The sequence below is a fragment of the Microvirga sp. GCM10011540 genome (genome assembly GCF_042650665.1).
In the GTDB taxonomy this organism is placed as follows: domain Bacteria; phylum Pseudomonadota; class Alphaproteobacteria; order Rhizobiales; family Beijerinckiaceae; genus Microvirga; species Microvirga lenta.
In genome coordinates this window covers 109,901-126,142 of the sequence record NZ_JBHSBQ010000141.1, presented here as the reverse complement: position 1 = coordinate 126,142, position 16,242 = coordinate 109,901, and the positions used below count along the sequence as shown (strand labels likewise).

Here is a 16,242-nt window from a genome sequence, read left to right as displayed (position 1 = left end):
CCCGGGAAAAGGGGATCAGGATCCTGAATTCAAACCAAGGCCGTATTACTATTTTCCTAAGGCTGCTCCAGGATCTCTCCGGGCGTCACGGTCCCGGACAACGCTCCCGGAGGCACGTGCCTTAACCCGGCATTCTTGACAATGCCTGCGTTCACCGTAGATCAGCCAAGGCCCCCGATCCCAGAGAACCGCCCTTGTTTCTCACCGCCACACGCGAAGCCGTCACTGTCTCGAAAGCCGGTTCGAACGGCTTCCCGAGCCCCGGCACCTTAACCGGCTCCTGTGTAGCGGGCCGGAATGCCCACGATTGCGGCGATGCTTGCCGGCCGGCGCTGCCGGCATGCTCACGGGCCTGCCTGTGAATCCCGTTCTCAGGGCCCGCGATGTTCTCGCAGGCGGAGGCGAAGCGGGAGCGTTGATGCGGTCCATCGACTGGGCTGCTTCGCCCGTCGGGCCGGTCGAAACCTGGCCTCAGAGTCTTCGCAGCGTCGTGAACCTCCTGCTGCATTCCAAATTCCCGATGTTCGTGCTTTGGGGCCCGGCGCGGGTGTTTCTCTACAACGACGCTTACGCGCCGATCCTCGGCAGCAGGCATCCCGATGCCATGGGACGTGCCTTCTTCGAGGTCTGGCCGGAGGTCAGATCCGAGATCGAGCCGATCATCGACAAGGCCTTCGCCGGTGAGGGAACCTACTTCGAGGACATGCCGGTGGTCCTGGAGCGGGACGGTTATCCAGAGCTGACCTACTTCACCTTCGCCTACAGTCCCGTCCACGGCGAAAACGGCGCTGTCGCGGGTGCATTCTGCACTTGCAGCGAAACCACCACGAAGGTGCTTGTCGAACGGCGGCAGACATTCCTGCTGGAGCTCGAAGGCCGTCTTCGCCTCCTCTCCGATCCGCTCGATATCATCGCCACGGCCGAAGAGGCTCTGGGGCGGCATCTCGAGGTGAGCCGCGTCGGCTACGGCGACGTGGACGAGGCGGCCCGGTTCTTCACCACACCGCGGAACTGGACCGACGGAACCGTTGCGCACAGCGCCGGCACCCACGATCTGGCAGCTTTCGGCGACGAGATCCTCGATGCCATGCGCCGGGGCGAGACGCTGGTCGTGGGAGATGTGAGAGCCGATACCCGCTGCAACACGCCGGAGCGGCTGGTGGCGTTCGACTTCATCGAGGTGGCGGCAGTGGTTACCGTCAGCCTGATCAAGAACGGTCGCCTGACGGCAGCGATGTATGTCCACAACAAGCTGCCGCGTTGGTGGACACGAAGCGAAATCAAGCTGATCGAGGATGTGGCCGAACGCACCTGGTCCGCAGTCGAGAGAGCTCGTTCCGAAACGGCACGACGGGCGGCGGAAGCGCAGGTCGCCCGGGTTCTGGAGAACATCACCGAAGGCTTCGTCCTTCTGGATCGGAATTTCAGAGTTCTGCAGATCAACGAGGCGGGCCTCAGGCTCGAAAGGCGGCCGGCTTCCGAAATCGTCGGCCGTACCCACTGGGAGGCGTGGCGGAATTCCGAGTCGAGCGAGGTCGGCAGGCTCTATAAGAAAGCCATGGCGGAGCGCGTTCCGGTGAGTCTCGAGCACGGCTACACCTATCCGGATGGCCGCACCGTCTGGGTCGAAATGCGCGCCTACCCGTCAGGAGACGAACTCGCGGTCTTCTATCGCGACGTTACCGAACGGAAGATGGCGGAGGAGAGGCTGCGCGAGAGCGAGGAGCGGCTGCGCACGCTGGCCGACAATCTCCCGAACGGAATGGTCTACCAGGCCGTCCGCGACCCCGATGCGACGGTGCGCTTCACCTATGTCAGCCAGGCAGTCGAGCGCCTCCACGGGTTGAGCGTGGAGCAGGTGCTCGCCGACCCCGCCGCGCTGGACAGGCAGGTTCTTGAGGAGTTTCGGCCTCACCTCCACAAGCTCCGGGAGGACGCCGACGAGGACAAGAACTATATCAGCATCGAACTTCCGATGCGCCTGCCTTCCGGTGAGATCCGCTGGTTTCACCGGTCCGCGGCTCCGCGGCGGCTGCCCAACGGACAGGTGGTGTGGGACGGGGTCGAGCTCGACATCACGGAGATGAAGCGGGCGGAGGAGGCCCTGCGCGAGAGCGAGGACCACTATCGCCATACCGTGGAACTGAATCCCCAGGTTCCCTGGACCGCCACGCCGGACGGGCTGCTCGATCATGTGGCAAGGCGCTGGTTCGAGCTGACCGGAACGAGCGGCCTCGGCTCCACCTGGGGCGAGGCCATCCATCCCGAGGATCTTCAGCCTTCCATTGACGCCTGGACGCGCTCATTCACCACCGGCATTCCCTATGACATCGAGCACAGGGTGCGTCTGCGCAACGGCGAATACCGATGGATGCGTTCTCAGGCCTTCCCCCGTCGCGATGCCCAGGGGCGGATCGTCAAGTGGTACGGGACCACCGAGAATATCCACGAGCGCAAGCTCGCCGGCGAGCACCAGCAGCTTCTGATCAACGAGCTGAACCATCGGGTGAAGAATACGCTCGCGACGGTTCAGTCCATCGCATCACAGACCCTTCGGAACGCTCAGTCGGTCTCCGAGGGGCGGGAGGCCATCGAGCAGCGTCTGATCGCGCTCTCGCGTGCCCATGACGTTCTCACCAAGGAGAACTGGGAAGGTGCTTCCTTGCGGGAGATCATCGCGCAGGCGCTGGAACCCTACCGAAGCTACGGCGAGGGCCGCATCCGGCTGGACGGTTCCGACATCAGGCTGTCCCCGCGCATGGCGCTGGCGCTTTCCATGGCCTTCCACGAACTCGCGACCAATGCGGTCAAGTATGGCGCCCTGTCGAACGACACGGGGCGAATCCTGATCGAGTGGTCGATCAGGGACGACCGGACGCCCTCGCGCCTGCTCCTCCGCTGGGAGGAGCGCGGCGGTCCTCCCGTCCACCCCCCGACCCGGCGTGGGTTCGGATCGCGTCTCATCGAGCGCAGCCTTGCGCACGATCTCGGCGGGGCCGTGAAGATCGATTTCGCTCCCTCGGGCATTCTCTGTTCCGTCGATGCGCGTCTGGGGGACGAAGACCTCTTCGGCTGAATGGCCGGGTACTTGTCGATCACGACCCAAACAACGCTCCCGCGGTCAGGGCTCCCACCAGAGCGCCTCCAAGCAATGCGCCGTCATGGATCCCGAGGAGCCACCGGGAGGGTGTTCCATTCCTGTGGATCCACAGCGTCGTGCCGAGGGTCGCAAGCGACCAGCCGATGCCGAGGAGGATAGCCGAGGTGGAGAACGCTCCCGTACTTCCCGACAGAGCGAAGACAAGAGTCGCCGCGACGAGAAGAAGGCAGCCGACAACGACGGTCGGAACGGGATTGGCCGACTTCGGAAGACAGGAGAGGACCAGGGACGGGGCATACATGGCCATCACGTGCCAGGCGACGGTTCCCGAGACCGCTTCCGACAGGCCGCATCCGATCATCGCGATGGGAGTTGCTCCCATCAGCCCCGCCATGAGGGCCCAGGCGAGGGCGCCAATGGCGGTCGGAAGAGCGATGGCTCGCCAAGTCTGCGGATTTGTACCGTGTTCGAGCGGTGCGCGCAGACGCCGATAAGGCAGAGCCGAGGTGCAGGCGAGGGCCGCCACATGGGCCAGGGCCGCAGCGGCGGCCATGCCGACGAAGGCGTGAGGCGCGGCAAGCCATTCCGCTTGGGTCGCAACCGTCGGGGCGGCCAGCGCGGCCAACGTGGCCGCCCCGAAGACGGCCAGCATACCGCTCCTGCCGGTACCTCCCATGGGGACGGCGGCATGGCGGTAGAAAAGGCTGAAGCCGTTCGCGATCCCCAGCCAGAAGGCCCCGAGCGTCAACGCGCCGAAATGGAGGTTCAGGAGAGCCCAGACGAGGACCAGGCCGCCCGCGACGCCAAGGCTCGCGCCCAGGGAGAAGGCCGCCCGGCGCCCGAACGAATCGAGCAGGAGCGACGCCGGCAGGCTGGCCATGGCGGCGCCTGCATAGAAGGCGGTGAAGGGCAGGGTCGCCAGGGCGCTGTCCGGAGCGAGAGAGAGGCCCGCCAGCGGCAGGATGCTCAAGGTGAGCACCTGCGACAGGATCGAGAGCGCGAAACCGGCGGCAAGGAGCGCCACGCCCGTGCGGTCCGAAGCGGTGCGCTCGAGCCCACCGGGTTCGCAGACACAATCGAGCCTGCCGGCCCGAGGGATGGCGGCGGATGCGGTCACGACCGGAGATCGTCGTCAGAGAGGACGCGGACCGCCGCACCCTGTACGTCGTCGTATTGGCCGTTCCTGAGCGACCAGAGAAAGGCGGCGAGCCCGGTAAATCCGAGCACCAGCGCCATGGGAACGAGGTAGATCAGCACGTTCATGGGTCAGGCTCCTTGCACGGCCAGCTCTTGCAGCGGGGCAGCGGGTTCGGCAGGGGCGCTGCGTCCCCGCGCCCGGAGGGCGTTGAGGGTCACGATGGTCGACGAGCCCGACATGGCGAGGGCGGCGACGAGCGGCGTCACGTATCCGAGGAAGGCGAGGGGCACTGCGATCAGGTTGTAGACGAGGGCGATCTTGAGGTTCTGCCGCATCAGGCGGTTCGCCCGTCGGGAGATCTCGACCGTATCGAGGACCGGCCCGAGCTTGTCTCCCAGGAAAACCGCATCCGCCTGCGCCTGGGTCAGATCGGCGGCCGAGATGGGGGAAAGCGACACATGAGCGGCTGCCAGCGCAGGCGCATCGTTGAGGCCGTCGCCCACCATGAGAACCTTGCGGCCTTCGGCCTTCAAGGCATCGAGCGCCTCGATCTTCTCGGCCGGGTTGCAGCCGCCGCGCCACATGTCGATGCCCAGCGCCTGCGCGATAGGCGCCACCGCCTCCGGCCGGTCGCCCGAAAGGATACGGCAGTCCAGACCTTGCTCGCGCAAGCTCTTCACGACGGCGACCGCATCGGGGCGCAACGCCTGGCGTACCAGCAGGATCGCTCTTCTCTCTCCCCAGGAAAAGGCGATGAGGGAGGCGTCGGCACGCTCGCGCACGGCGTCGTGCGCGAGCGCGGTCGCGCCGCAGAAGGCCGGGCTGCCGAGGCGCATCTCCAGGCCGTCGACAATGGCGCGGACACCTTGGCCTGCCTCCTCGATGGCACCATCGAAGGGGCGGCGGTCACGCGCTTCCTGGGCGACCGCGGCCGCGAGGGGGTGATGGCTCGACAGACCAAGACGTGCCGCCGCTTCGAGGAGATCGGGCGCGATCCCGCCCGCGTTGACCACGCGCATGTCCGACAGCGTCAGGGTGCCGGTCTTGTCGAAGACGATCGTGTCCGCCGTCGCGAGGCGTTCCAGGGCGTCGCCCGCATTGAGGAAGACGCCGGCCCGGAAGAGAGCCCCGGACGCCACCACCTGCACCACCGGAACGGCAAGGGCGAGGGCGCACGGGCAGGTGATGATGAGGACCGCAACCGCGGTGATGATCGCATCGTGAACTGTGGCGCCCGTCGCGATCCAGACGATGGCGGTGAGCGCCGCAGCAAGGTGAACGACGGGCGCATAGGCGCGCGCCACCCGGTCCGCCAGCTGGACGTAGCGGGACTTCGCGGCGGCGGCGTTCTCCAGAAGGCGCTCGACCTCGTCGAGCAGGGTACCCTTGCCCGCCGCGGTGACCTGCAGGGTCAGGGTGCCGTTGTAGTTGAGGCTCCCCGCATAGACCCGTCCGCCGGTCGTCGCCGCCTTGCGGGCGGTCTCTCCCGTGACGAGGCTTTCATCGATCTCCGATGCGCCGGATAGGACCACGCCGTCGACGGCGATCCGCTCGCCGGGGCGGACGAGAACCCTGTCGCCCGGATTCAGCGCCGCGGTGGGCACGAGAACGACTTCCCCGGTCTCGCCGATGCGGTGGGCCACCTCGGCCTTCAGCGCCGCCAGATTGCCGGCGACCGCCCGCGTCTTGCGGCGCATGGCCTGGTCGAGGTACCGGCCGCAGAGCAGGAAGAACAGGAGCATGACCACCGAGTCGAAATAGGTGTGCTCGGCATGATTGATGGTTTCCACCACCGACATGACGAGGGCGAGCATGATGCCGATGACGATCGGCACATCCATGTTGGTCCGGCGGTTGCGCAGGGCGCCAAGGGCGCTCTGGATGAAGGGCTGCCCGGCATAGGCCACCGTCGGCAGGGCGATGAGCGCCGAGAGCCAGTGGAAGAAATCCCTGGTTTCCTGGGTGATGTCCGTCGCATTTCCGGACCATACTGAGACAGCCAGGAGCATGATGTTCATGGAGGCGAAACCGGCCACGGCCAGGCACTTCAGGAGCCATTGGGCCCGCCGGGTCTCCTCCTCCTCCATCAGGCGGGACTGGAAGGGGTGTGCGCGGTATCCGAGCCGGCGCAACTCCTCCACGACGGCGGAAGGGGCGATTTCGCCGTCGCGCCACTGCACCGAGAGGCGATGATTCGTGTAGTTGAGGCGCGCATCCACGATGCCCGGGAGGCGCTCTAGCCCGTCCTCGATCTCGTCGATGCAGGCCGCGCAGTCGATGCCCTCCACCGCGAGATCGAGATGTGCCGTCCCGTCGTCCTGACGTTTGACGAAGACGGAGAGGTCGATGGTTTCACTCATCGCAACATCCTCAGAGCGTCACGCGGTTTCTCGACCGGAACAGAGTTGCGCCGTCGCGGCTGAACTCGATCACGAGATCCCACTGGCCCTCGGTTGCGGCAGCGAGGCCTTCGAACCGTCCCGGGGCGGTCTCGGCGAGGTCGAGCACCACGTCCCGTCGCTTGTCCGTGGGGTGGGAGAGGCGCGCCGAGCTGACGAGACCCTGCACGGGCTGCGAGCCCGCATCGCGTGCGGTCACCACCACCCGGGTGGCGCCTTCCGCCTTCCGAAGGCCCGCCTCGACGGTCCAGTGCAGGGCATCCTGCGCCTGGGCGGCGGCGACGTCGTTCTTGAAGGCCAGCCCTGCCTTGTAGGAACTCTCCGTCTCCACCCCGCCGAAGCTGGACAGTGCCACGCGAACCAGCACGACGTTCATGGCGAGGATGATCCCGAAGAAGGTCAGGAGGCAGGCCAGGACCATCCGTCCGGTGATGGGGCGCGGGGAGCGCCCGGCAGCAAATGAGGCCGACATGAAATTGTCCTCTCAGGGAGCCTTGAAATGATCCCTCGCGCGGGCGGTTTCGCCGCTAGCGAGATCGGTGAGGATGAAGCGCAGGTCGGTCGAGGAGGCAGGCGCATCGCCTGCCGCCGTGACGAGGACGCGCATTTCCAGGGTTTGATCCGGTCCGACCGACAGGATGGGCTGCCCATCCTGGTCGATGCGCCCGCCGACGATGTCGAGCCTGGCGCCGTCGAGGCCTTCCACGTTCAGGGTGTAGCGGCGCTCTTCGAGGTGCTTGTTCGCCACACGGATCGTGTAGGCGTTGCGGATCGAGCCGTCCGAGAGGCGCACGAAGATCGGGTTGCGGTCGTGCATCACGTTCAGATCGATGTTCTGGCGCATCGCGAGCGCGGCGATCATGACGATGCCCACCAGCGCGATGAGCCCTGCATAGAGGATGGTCCTGGGCCGAACGATGCGGCGGACCTCGGGCTTGCCCTCGATCCTGGCCTGCACGTTCATGTCGGTGTCATAGGCGATGAGGCCGGTGGGACGGCCGATCTTCGTCATCACCGAGTCGCAGGCATCGATGCACAGGCCGCACTGGATGCAGTCGAGTTGCAGGCCCTTGCGGATGTCGACCCCGGTCGGGCACACGGCGACGCATTGCACGCAGTCGACGCAATCGCCTGCGGGCAGCCCCTGCTTGCGCAGAACCTCGGCCTTCTTCACCGAGCCGCGCGGCTCGCCCCGGTCATAGCGATAGGTGACGTTGAGGGCGTATTCGTCGGTCAGGGCGGCCTGAATACGGGGCCAGGGGCACATATAGGTGCAGACCTGCTCGCGCATGAACCCGGCGAGGGTGTAGGTCGTGAAGGTGAGAATGCCGATCCAGATATAGGCCATGGCGGGAGCCTGGAACGTTGCAAGCTCCTTCACGAGAGTCGGCGCGTCCGCGAAGTAGAGGACCCAGGCGCCGCCTGTCCACCAGGCGATGAGGATCCAGATGGAGTGCTTGAGAACCTTCTGCGCGAGGATTTCGAGGGTCCACTTTTCCTTCGCCTTCTTCATCCGCTCGCGCCGGTCGCCCTCGATCAGGCGCTCGACGGCATAGAAGAGATCGGTCCAGACGGTCTGCGGGCAGAGATAGCCGCACCAGACGCGCCCCGCGACGGCGTTCATGAGGAACAGCACGAGGGAGGCCAGCACGAGGAGGCCCGTGAGGTAATAGACCTCCTGCGGCCAGATTTCGATGAAGAAGAAATAGAAGCGGCCGTTGGCCAGATCGACCAGGATGGCCTGATCGGGCGCGTTGGGGCCGCGGTCCCAGCGGATGAAGGGCAGGAAATAGTAGATGCCGAGCGCGATGGCGAGCACGACCCACTTGATCGTCCGGAATCGGCCTTTCACGGCCTGGGGATAGATCTGCCTGCGCGGGACGTAGAGAGGCGCCTCCTCGGCGGAGGCAGGTGCCGGAGCTGCAAGAGATTTGGCAAGGGGGGCGTCAGCCATCGAATCCGCCGCAATCGTTCAGGATCGGTTATGCTTCCTCCATACGGAGCAGGTCGGCCGAACGCCTTGATTTGGGTCAAAGCAAAGCGGCCGGCGGATGATCCGCCGGCCGCGTGCCGTTGCTCACCAGGAGGTGCCGTCAGTGCGGCTGAGCGCCTCCCAGCGAGTTCACGTAGAGGGTGAGGGCCTTGATGGTCGTGTCGTCCAGACGGTCGTTCCAGGCAGGCATCACGCTGCCGCGGCCGTTCCAGAGCCCGTCCATGATGACGGCCTTGTCCGACCCGTAGAGCCAGATCTGGTCCGAGAGGTTCGGCGCGCCGAGTTCCCGGTTGCCCTGGCCCTTGTCGCCGTGGCAGGCCGCGCAGTTGTCGGCGAAGATCTTCGCGCCGCCGGCAATGTTGGCGCCCTTGTCCACCGGCAGCCCGGAGAGGGACCGCACGAAATCCGACACCTGCGAGAGCTCCTGGCGCTTGAGCATCCCGTCGCGGCCGAAGGCCGGCATGGTGCCCTGATGGCCCTTGTCGAGCGAGGCGCGGGCACCGAAGCGGATCGTCTGCTCGATCTCCTGGAGCGAGCCGCCCCAGAGCCAGTCGTCGTCGTTCAGGTTCGGATAGCCCTTGGCCCCCGCGCCGCCCGCGCCGTGGCAGCCGGCGCAGTTGTCGCCGAAAGCCGCCTTGCCCTGAGCCCGGGCGAAGGCGAAGAGCTCGGGATCCTGGCGGATCTCGTCGAGCGAGGCCTGCGCCAGCTTGGTGGTCATGCCGGAGCGCTGCGCCTTCAGGGCATCCAGGTCCTGAACGATGGCCTCCCGCGAATGCCACCCGAACACGCCGGTGGTATAGGAGGAGACCAGGGGCCATGCCGGGTAGGCGATGCAATAGGCGATGGCCCAGACGATGGTGGCGTAGAAGCTCCAGAGCCACCAGCGCGGCAGGGGGTTGTTGAGCTCCTGGATTTCGTCCCAGCTATGGCCCGTCGTGCTGACGCCCGTGACGGCGTCAATCTGTTCGTGGGTGTCGTGAGCCATGGATCAGTCCTCCTGGAGAGGCATGTGGGCGGCCGCGTCGAAGCGGCTCTTCCGCGAAGGGGCGAGGGCGTAGACCAGGACCGCCAGGAAGACGGTCACGAAGTAGAGCAGCCCCCAGGTCTGGGCGAAGCCGGCGAGGAATTTGTAGGTTTCGAGCATCTTTCTCTCCTCAGCGCACGTTCGCCTTGTCGTCGTAGAGCTTGAAGTCGACCTGCGTCCCGAGCATCTGGAGGTAGGCGATCAAGGCGTCCGCTTCCGTGATCCGGTGCGGGTTGGCGTCGTAGTCCCGTGCCGCGGCCTTGGGATAGCGCTCGGCAAGCGCAGTCGCGTTCGGGTCGTCGTTGGCGGCCTGGGTCTTCAGGTCGGAAGCCGCCTTGGCGATCATTTCGGGCGAGTAGGGCACGCCGAGCGTGGCCTGCACCTTCATGTCCTCGGCGACGCGGGCGACGTCGATCTCCCGTTCCGCCAGCCAGGGGTAGCTCGGCATGATCGATCCGGGCACCACCGCGCGGGGGTCCTTCAGGTGGTCGCGGTGCCACTCGTCGGAGTACTTGTTGCCGACGCGGGCGAGGTCGGGGCCGGTACGCTTGGAGCCCCACTGGAACGGCCGGTCGTACATGCTCTCGGCTGCCAGGGAGTAGGGGCCATAGCGCTCCACCTCGTCGCGCAGCGGCCGCACCATCTGGCTGTGGCAGTTGTAGCAGCCCTCGCGGACATAGACGTTGCGGCCGGCCAGCTCGAGCGGGGTGTAGGGCCTGATGCCCTCCACCTTCTCGATGGTGCTCTTCAGGTAGAAGAGCGGCACGATCTCCACGAGGCCGCCGATCGCGATGACGAACAGCACGCCGATGATGAGGATGATCGAGTTGGTCTCGAAGATCTTGTGACGGGACCAGAGTGACATGTTCGTTCCTTTACTCCGCTGCGATGAGCACGGGCTGAGCGGGAAGGGCGGCTTCTTCCTGGATCTCCTCGGCGCTGGAGATCGTCTTCCAGACGTTCCAGGCCATGATCAGGCTGCCGGCCACGAAGAGGGCGCCGCCAAGTGCGCGGATGACGTAGAAGGGATGCATCGCCTCGACGGTCTCGATGAACGAGTATTCGAGGAAGCCCAGGCCCGTGTAGGCGCGCCACATGAGGCCCTGCAGGATGCCCGCGACCCACATCGACGTGATGTACAGGACGATGCCGAGGGTCGAGATCCAGAAGTGCCAGCTGACGGCCTTCATCGAGTAGAGCTCCTTCTTGTTCCACAGCCACGGAACGAGGCAGTAGATCGCGCCGAAGGAGATGTAGGCGACCCAGCCCAGCGCACCGGAATGGACGTGTCCGATGGTCCAGTCGGTGTAGTGGGAGAGGGAGTTGACGGCCTTCACGGACATCAGCGGGCCTTCGAAGGTCGCCATGCCGTAGAAGGCGACGGACACCACCATGAGGCGCAGCACCGGATCCGTGCGGAGCTTGTCCCAGGCGCCCGAGAGGGTCATGAGGCCGTTGATCATGCCGCCCCAGGAGGGCATCCACAGCATGATCGAGAAGGTCATGCCCAGGGTCTGCGCCCAGTCGGGCAGGGCGGTGTAGTGCAGGTGGTGCGGACCGGCCCAGATATACATGAAGATCAGGGCCCAGAAGTGGATGATGGAGAGCCGGTAGGAATAGACCGGCCGCTCGGCCCGCTTCGGGATGAAGTAGTACATGATGGCGAGGAAGCCGGCGGTCAGGAAGAAGCCGACAGCGTTGTGGCCGTACCACCACTGCACCATGGCGTCCTGCACGCCCGCCCAGACGATGTAGCTCTTCGGCGAGAAGACCGAGACGGGAATCGTCGCGTTGTTGCCGATATGCAGGACGGCGATGGTGAGGATGAAGGCGAGATAGAACCAGTTCGCCACGTAGATGTGGGGCTCCTTGCGGCGCATGACCGTGCCGAGGAAAACCAGGAAATAGGCGACCCAGACGACGGTCAGCCAGAGATCCGCGTACCACTCGGGCTCGGCGTATTCCTTGCCCTGCGTGATGCCGAGCAGGTAGCCCGTGCCCGCGATGACGATGAACAGGTTGTAGCCGAGCACCACGAACCAGGGGGCGAGATCGCCCACGAGCCGTGCGCGGCAGGTGCGCTGGACCACGTAGAACGAGGTGGCGATCAGCACGTTGCCGCCGAAGGCGAAGATCACCGCGGATGTGTGCAGCGGGCGCATGCGGCCGAAGGACAGCCAGGATGTGTCGAAGTTCAGCGCCGGAAAGGCCAGCTGCAGGGCGATCAGAAGACCGACCGTAAAGCCGGCGATGCCCCACACCACGGCGGCGATGGTCCCGAACTTGACCGGCCCCATGTTGTAGTTCGGCTTGCCGTTGATCGTCAGGGGCGGCAGCGCCGCCGGGCGGTCGTAGTAGCGATCGACGATCTTGAAGGCGGCTGCCGCGAAGGCAGCCGTAAAGAGATAGGCGTGGAAGGCGTATTCGGGAGTATGCGCCTTCGCTGCAATGATGAGGCTTAGGAAAGCCAGGACTGCAAAGGCGAGGGTGGAGCCCGCCTCGCCGAATGTCATACTTTTAGGGGCTGCTGCCGCGTGAGCCATAGGCCAGAACCTTCTATGGGGGGAGCAAGGCAGAAAGCTTCGCTCTTAAGAAAAGGCTCTAGGAGGCAGGGGGTGGAGCGGCATTGATTCAGATCAATCCACCCCTTCCGGGTCCTCGGGCTTTCAGGGGAGCAGCCCGAAACCGCGGCTTCTGCAGAGGGCGTTCCGGTCCCAGCGGAACATCTTCAGGGTGTCGGGGCTTTCCGCTGGGAGATTTTCCACCCCGCGACCAGGATCTTCCCATGGCCCTTTTTTCCACGAAACGCTCTCGAAGCCCGGATGTCGTGGTGATCACCGGAGCCTCGAGCGGCATCGGGAGAGCGACCGCCCACAGCTTTGCCGCACGGGGCGCCCGTCTCGTCCTCGCCGCAAGGCGGGCGCAGATCCTCAGGGAGGTGGTCCACGAGTGCGAAAAGCTCGGAGCGGAAGCGATTGCGGTTCCCACCGACGTGACGGACGCCGAGGCGGTATCGAACCTCGCCCAGGCGGCCATGGACGCCTTCGGAAGGATCGACGTCTGGGTCAACAATGCCGGCACGGGCGTGTTCGGCCCCTATACGGAAGCCCGAATCGAGCTGCACCGGCAGGTGATCGAGATCAACCTGCTAGGCACCATGTACGGTGCCGCGGCGGTCGTGCCGATCTTCCTGCGGCAGGGGCACGGGGTGCTCATCAACAATATCTCGATGGGCGGCTGGGCGCCCACCCCCTTCGCGGCGGCCTACACGGCGAGCAAGTTCGGCCTGCGGGGCTTCACGGCGAGCCTCCGCCAGGAGCTGAAGGACCACGCGGACATCCATGTCTGCGCGGTGTTCCCCTCGATCATCGACACTCCGGGCTTCGTCCACGGCGCGAATGTGTCCGGCCGGGCCCTGGAGCCCAGCGGGGTCGTCTATCCTCCCGAGGACGTGGCCGAGAAGATCGTCGGCCTCGTCGATTGGCCGCGAGACGAGGTCGCCGTCGGGTGGCCGGCGCGGGCGGGACAGGTGGCCTATGCCCTGTTTCCGGGGCCGACCGAGCACATCATGGGCGCGGCGATGCGCCGGTTCCTCCGGCACGCTTCGCCCGCCCCTCGGACGGAAGGTGCCGTGATGCGGCCCGTGGACCGGGGCGCGACCGTGAGCGGGGGATTGCGGGCAAACGGTGGGGCGCGCGGTCGAGGCGGCCGCTATCTGGGCCTGGCGCTCGCCGCAGCCGCGTTGGGCATCGGGGCCGCCGTGACCGCCGGAGCCCTGCCGGCACGCCGGCGGCGGTAGCGGTCAGGCGTGGAGCATCAGGCCGTGCGGGCCTGGGGCGCTGCGGCTTCGCCGCGCCATGCGTCGAGATCCTGAAGCGAGACGTTGGAGCCGCAGAGCACCAGCCCGACGACGGCATCCTGGGGCAGGGTGGGGGCGATGCGCTCGGCTGCGGTCAGGACGCAGGCGGCGGCCGGCTCGCACAGCACCTTCTCGGTTTGGAGAATCCAGCTCACATCGTCGATGACCGGCTGATCTTCCACGAGGACGATCTGCTCGAGGAAGCTCTTGGCCGCAGCGATGGTGCGCGGCGTGGCGAAAGGGGCGCCGAGGGTGCGGGCCACCGACGTGGCGCGAATCGTCACCGGCTTGTCGGCCTTGAGCGCCTCGGTCATCGTCTGCGCTCCGACCGTCTCGACTCCATAGACGGTGAGGGCGGGTCGCTTCGCCTTCAGGGCCGCCGCGACCCCCGCCATGAAGCCGCCGCCGCCGATCGAGACGAAGACGTGGGTGAGGTCGGGAATATCGTCCAGAAATTCGAGGCCGAGCGTACCGTGCCCCGAGATGATCGCCGGATCGTCATAGGGGTGGACGAAGACCTTGCCCTCGCTCTGATAGGCTTCGGCCTTGGCGAAAGCTTCCGCCGCATCGTCGCAGAGCTCCACGCGCGCGCCGAGCTTGAGCGTCAGGTCCACGTTGAACCGGGGCGTGACCTTCGGCATGAGCACGAGGGCATCGATCCCGAGGGTGCCGGCCACGTTCGCGACGGCGATGGCATGGTTGCCGCCGGAGACCGTCACGAGACCGCGCTGGCGCTCGGCGTCGGTCATGGTCATGACCTTGTTGAAGACGCCTCTGACCTTGAAAGAGCCGGCCATCTGCAGCGCTTCCAGCTTCAGGGCCGTGCGACGTCCGAGCCGGGCCGACACGTCGGGGCTGGCGAAGGCCGGCGTCCGCCGCACCTTTCCGGCGATGCGGGCGCGCGCGGCTTCGATGTCGGACAGGGTTACGTCAAAGGCGGTCATGCGGTTTTCCGTTCTGCAAAGGCGATGCACTCGATTTCGATGCGCATTCCGGGAGGAAGTCGGCCGATCTCGATCGTCGAGCGCGCGGGGTAGGGCGGGGCGAAGTTCGCGGCATAGATCTCGTTCATGGCGGCGAAATCGTCGATGTCGGTCAGGAAGACGGTGGTCTTGACCACCTGGTCGAGGGAGGCTCCGGCTGCGTCGAGAATGGCGGCGATGTTGTCGAACACCGCCTGCGTCTGCGCCCGAATGTCGCCCTCTCCCACGAGAGCGCCATTCGCGTCGAGCGGCAGCTGTCCCGAAACGAAGACGAGGTCGCCTGCGCGGACGGCTTGAGAATAGACGCCCTTGGGCGGAGCGGCGCGGGCGGTGAGAACAGCGTTGCGTGTCATGAGACCGATGATGAAAGGCGGCAGATCATTGTGGGGTGAACCGCCCGCGTCAACCGATCTTGTGCACTCCGCGCCCAGAAATGAAGCTTGACCACCTGCCCCCGAGAACCGGATGCTGCGGGTCCTTCAAGGAGGTTTCTCGATGTCCCTGTCCTCTCGCGAGATGCTCGCGCGTTTGATTGCCTTTCCGAGCGTCTCGACCAGCAGCAATCTCGATCTCATCCACTTCTGCCGCGACTGGCTGCAGAGCCATGGGGTGGAAAGCACCCTCGTGATGAGCCCCGAGGGGGACAAGGCCAATCTCTATGCAACGATCGGTCCGCGTGTCGAAGGCGGCATCGTGCTGTCCGGCCATACCGATGTGGTGCCGGTCGAGGGGCAGGCATGGACCAGCGATCCGTGGACTCTGACGGAGAGGGACGGCCGCCTGTATGGGCGCGGCACCACCGACATGAAGGGCTTCGATGCCCTGGTTCTGGCTCTCGTGCCGGACATGGTGCAGGCTCCGCTGAAGCGCCCCGTCCACATCGCCCTCTCCTACGACGAGGAGCTGGCCTGCCGCGGCGCGCCGTCGATGGTGCGGGCCATGGCGGACACTATTCCCACTCCGGCTGCCGTGATCGTGGGCGAGCCCACGCGCCATGCGGTGGTCACCGGACACAAGGCTTCCGTGCAGTTGCGCACCCATGTGACCGGATATGCCGTCCATTCGAGCCGCATCGATCAGGGCGTCAGCGCCGTCATGAACGCCGCCCGCCTGATCACTTGGCACGAAGATGTGATGGAGGAGAACAGGCGCCGGGTCGATCCCGCGAATCCGTTCGAGCCGCCCTATACGACCCTGCATTGCGGCATGATCGTCGGCGGCACCGCCGCCAATATCGTTTCGTCCTCCGCCTGGTTCTTCAGCGACATCCGCGCCATTCCGACCGAGGATCCGGTGGAGTACATGGAGCGCTATAAGGCCTATATCCGCGACGTGATCGAGCCCCGGATGAAGGCCGTCGTTCCGGAGACCGGAATCGCCGTCGAGCTGATCGCCGAGGTGCCGGGCCTACGGCCCGAGACGGACGGCGAGGCGGAGCGCCTCATGCGGCGCCTGACCGGCGACAACGGGACCCATGTGGTCTCCTACGGCACCGAGGCGGGCCTGTTCCAGAAGGTCGGGTGGTCCACGGTCGTCTGCGGCCCGGGGGACATCGCCCAGGCGCACCAGCCGGACGAATACATCGAAATCAGCGAGTTTGCGGCCGGTGAGCGGGTGCTGCGCCGCCTGGTGAGCGACCTTTGTGCCTAAATCCTGACCAAGATATTCAAAGTCAGGGCTAGACCATGGCACCTTTTCCTGCCTAACCTTGCCCTCCCGGGAGGAGACTGCCTCAGGCCGAGCTCC

The 16,242-nt window shown here is 65.9% G+C and carries 14 protein-coding genes; 3 read left to right on the top strand and 11 right to left on the bottom strand.

From position 1 onward, the window contains the following. Positions 1–418 precede the first annotated feature (418 nt). Entirely contained in the window at positions 419–3,076 is a 2,658-nt protein-coding gene (locus ACFOYU_RS23655; protein WP_377035454.1) for a PAS domain S-box protein, read from the top strand. Between the two features lie 19 nt (positions 3,077–3,095). Here ACFOYU_RS23655 and ACFOYU_RS23650 read toward each other — a convergent pair whose 3' ends face one another. The 9 genes from ACFOYU_RS23650 to ccoN all read right to left on the bottom strand — a co-directional run bounded on the left by ACFOYU_RS23650 (position 3,096) and on the right by ccoN (position 12,167). Beyond that, a complete protein-coding gene (locus tag ACFOYU_RS23650; RefSeq protein ID WP_377035453.1) occupies positions 3,096–4,217 on the bottom strand; it encodes a hypothetical protein in 1,122 nt (373 codons plus the stop codon). Continuing rightward, complete coding sequence (ccoS, locus tag ACFOYU_RS23645) at positions 4,214–4,363, bottom strand: cbb3-type cytochrome oxidase assembly protein CcoS (RefSeq protein WP_226740534.1); 150 nt, start codon at positions 4,361–4,363, stop codon at positions 4,214–4,216. The genes ACFOYU_RS23650 and ccoS overlap by 4 nt, the downstream gene beginning before the upstream one ends. A gap of 3 nt (positions 4,364–4,366) precedes the next feature. Next, the gene (locus tag ACFOYU_RS23640) at positions 4,367–6,598 is read right to left on the bottom strand and encodes a heavy metal translocating P-type ATPase (protein ID WP_377035452.1); all 2,232 of its coding nucleotides are present in this window, start codon (positions 6,596–6,598) and stop codon (positions 4,367–4,369) included. Positions 6,599–6,608: 10 nt separating this feature from the next. Continuing rightward, complete coding sequence (locus tag ACFOYU_RS23635; protein WP_377035451.1) at positions 6,609–7,109, bottom strand: FixH family protein; 501 nt, start codon at positions 7,107–7,109, stop codon at positions 6,609–6,611. A 12-nt stretch (positions 7,110–7,121) separates the two neighbouring features. Continuing rightward, positions 7,122–8,591 carry a cytochrome c oxidase accessory protein CcoG gene (ccoG, locus tag ACFOYU_RS23630; protein WP_377035450.1) on the bottom strand — a complete coding sequence of 490 codons (1,470 nt, stop codon included), beginning with the start codon at positions 8,589–8,591 and terminating at the stop codon, positions 7,122–7,124. Positions 8,592–8,730: 139 nt separating this feature from the next. Further along, a complete protein-coding gene (gene ccoP, locus ACFOYU_RS23625) occupies positions 8,731–9,615 on the bottom strand; it encodes a cytochrome-c oxidase, cbb3-type subunit III (protein ID WP_377035449.1) in 885 nt (294 codons plus the stop codon). 3 nt (positions 9,616–9,618) lie between these two features. Beyond that, on the bottom strand, positions 9,619–9,774 hold the full coding sequence (locus tag ACFOYU_RS23620) for a cbb3-type cytochrome c oxidase subunit 3 (protein WP_226740545.1): 156 nt from the start codon (positions 9,772–9,774) through the stop codon (positions 9,619–9,621). 10 nt (positions 9,775–9,784) lie between these two features. Further along, positions 9,785–10,519, bottom strand: coding sequence for a cytochrome-c oxidase, cbb3-type subunit II (gene ccoO, locus ACFOYU_RS23615; protein ID WP_226740547.1), 735 nt, complete (start codon positions 10,517–10,519; stop codon positions 9,785–9,787). A 10-nt stretch (positions 10,520–10,529) separates the two neighbouring features. After that, positions 10,530–12,167, bottom strand: a complete 1,638-nt coding sequence (gene ccoN / locus ACFOYU_RS23610) for a cytochrome-c oxidase, cbb3-type subunit I (protein WP_226740548.1) — start codon at positions 12,165–12,167, stop codon at positions 10,530–10,532. 272 nt (positions 12,168–12,439) lie between these two features. On the opposite strand from ccoN, the gene ACFOYU_RS23605 reads away from it, so the two are divergent. Beyond that, positions 12,440–13,453, top strand: a complete 1,014-nt coding sequence (locus ACFOYU_RS23605; RefSeq protein ID WP_377035448.1) for an SDR family oxidoreductase — start codon at positions 12,440–12,442, stop codon at positions 13,451–13,453. A 17-nt stretch (positions 13,454–13,470) separates the two neighbouring features. Here ACFOYU_RS23605 and ACFOYU_RS23600 read toward each other — a convergent pair whose 3' ends face one another. Both ACFOYU_RS23600 and ACFOYU_RS23595 read right to left on the bottom strand, forming a co-directional pair. Continuing rightward, complete coding sequence (locus tag ACFOYU_RS23600; protein ID WP_377035447.1) at positions 13,471–14,457, bottom strand: threonine/serine dehydratase; 987 nt, start codon at positions 14,455–14,457, stop codon at positions 13,471–13,473. Further along, the gene (locus ACFOYU_RS23595) at positions 14,454–14,849 is read right to left on the bottom strand and encodes a RidA family protein (protein WP_226740555.1); all 396 of its coding nucleotides are present in this window, start codon (positions 14,847–14,849) and stop codon (positions 14,454–14,456) included. The genes ACFOYU_RS23600 and ACFOYU_RS23595 overlap by 4 nt, the downstream gene beginning before the upstream one ends. A gap of 142 nt (positions 14,850–14,991) precedes the next feature. On the opposite strand from ACFOYU_RS23595, the gene argE reads away from it, so the two are divergent. Beyond that, entirely contained in the window at positions 14,992–16,146 is a 1,155-nt protein-coding gene (gene argE, locus ACFOYU_RS23590; RefSeq protein ID WP_377035446.1) for an acetylornithine deacetylase, read from the top strand. Positions 16,147–16,242 lie beyond the last annotated feature (96 nt).